The 1,649-nt window shown below is 69.0% G+C and carries 1 protein-coding gene; it reads right to left on the bottom strand.

Going from position 1 to position 1,649, the window contains the following annotated elements; translation table 11 throughout:
• Window positions 1-168 precede the first annotated feature (168 nt).
• Window positions 169-1,356, bottom strand: coding sequence for an acyl-CoA dehydrogenase family protein (locus ACFE99_RS15555; protein ID WP_375486785.1), 1,188 nt, complete (start codon window positions 1,354-1,356; stop codon window positions 169-171).
• Window positions 1,357-1,649 lie beyond the last annotated feature (293 nt).

The raw sequence follows: 1,649 nt of genomic DNA, 5'->3' as shown, positions 1-1,649 counted from the left end.
GCATCCGCCACCCGCACGCCGGCCTGCTGGAGTTGGAGTTCTCTGCCTTCGCCGTCGATGGCCGGCCGGAGCTGGGCATGATCGTCTACACCCCGGCGTCGCAGGCGGACGCCGACCGCATCCGAACCTTCATGGAGAGGTGGAAGTGATGCGGCTGGCGCTGAACCCTCACGCGGCGCCGAGCAGCCGTGCCGGAACGTCCTGCGGCGCCTCGTCCACCGACAGGTCGTAGCCCAGCCGCACGATGCCGGGACGGTCCAGCAGGGCTTCCGCCACCCGCGCCCGGTGCTCCGGCGCCGTGCCGCACCGCAGGCTCCACGCCGCCACCCGGCGGTACCAGAGCTGCTGGTCGAACTCCGCGATGAAGCCGATCCCGCCATGGATCTGCTGCGCCATGCGGGCGGCCTGCAGGCACTTCTCGTTGGCGAACGCCTTGGCCTGCGACACCTCGACGCCGGCCGGCTGACCCTTCGCCAGGCGCGAGATTGCTTCCCGCACCAGGAGCTGCGCGCCGTCCACGCCGATGGTCATGTCGGCCGCCATGTGCTGGATCGCCTGGAACGCGCCGATCGGGCGCCCGAACTGATGGCGTAGTTTCGCATAGTCCATGCACATCTGCAGCAAATACCCTGCGGCTCCGGCTTGTTCGGCGGCCAGCGCCACCGATGCGCTATCCAGCATCGCCGCCACGGCCGGGCCGGCGCCGCCATGCTCACCGACCAGTGTGGCCGGCGCGTTATCGAAGCGCACCTTGGATTGGCGCCGGGTGAGGTCGAGGGGCGACAAGGCGACGACCGTGACACCCGGCGCTCCCGGATCCACGGCATACACGCTGGTTTGGGTGCCGGCGGTCACGACAACCAGGATCAGCCCGGCCGCGTCGGCGGCCAAGACGGTGGTTTTCTCGCCGGAAAGCCGCCACTGGCCGTCACGGTGCTCGGCCACCACGTCCGACAGGTCTTGCGGCTGCCAGGACGCGGCGCCCTCGGCGGCAGCGACGGTGGCGATGAACTCGCCGCCGGCAATTGCCGGCAGGTAGCGCTGATTGGCGTCTTGGTCGCCGAGCGCGACAAGCAGCCCGGCCGCCAGGGCAACGGTGGCGAAGAACGGTGACGGTACCAGCGCGCGCCCGAGTTCCTCGAAAACGATGGTTGTTTCTTGCGGGCCGTACCCGGAGCCGCCGTAGGCTTCCGGCAGGCCGAGTCCGTGTAGGCCCAGTTGGCCGGCCATCTGGCTCCACAACTGAGCGTCGTAGCCGCTGTCGCTGTCGATGGCACGCCGCACCGCAGCCTCGGGGCAGCGGTTTTGCAGAAAGCGGCGAACCGTCGCACGCAGCTCGGCGTGCTCTTCGCTCACTACATCTGGAATAAACACCCGTTGCCTCGGTAGGGATCAGCGCCGGTTTTCAGCGTGCAATCTGGTTGAACGGCACATCGCGGTCGAGGTGTCGCTCGCGGGGCAGCCCGAGCAGCCGTTCGGCGATCGTGTTCTTCTGGATCTCGGTGGTGCCGCCTGCGATCCCGGTCATGGGGAAGAACAGCAGGTCGCGCGCCCAGCGCTCGCTGTCGACATCGTCGGGCTCCCAAGCTAATACGTCCGGGGCCCCGATGAAGATTGCGGCCTCGGCGCAGGACCGGGCGTTGCGGGCG

It is taken from the genome of uncultured Mycobacterium sp. (assembly GCF_964249325.1).
Lineage (GTDB): Bacteria > Actinomycetota > Actinomycetes > Mycobacteriales > Mycobacteriaceae > Mycobacterium.
The sequence above is the reverse complement of the archived record's forward strand: the minus strand, read 5'-3'. Positions and strand labels throughout refer to the sequence as shown.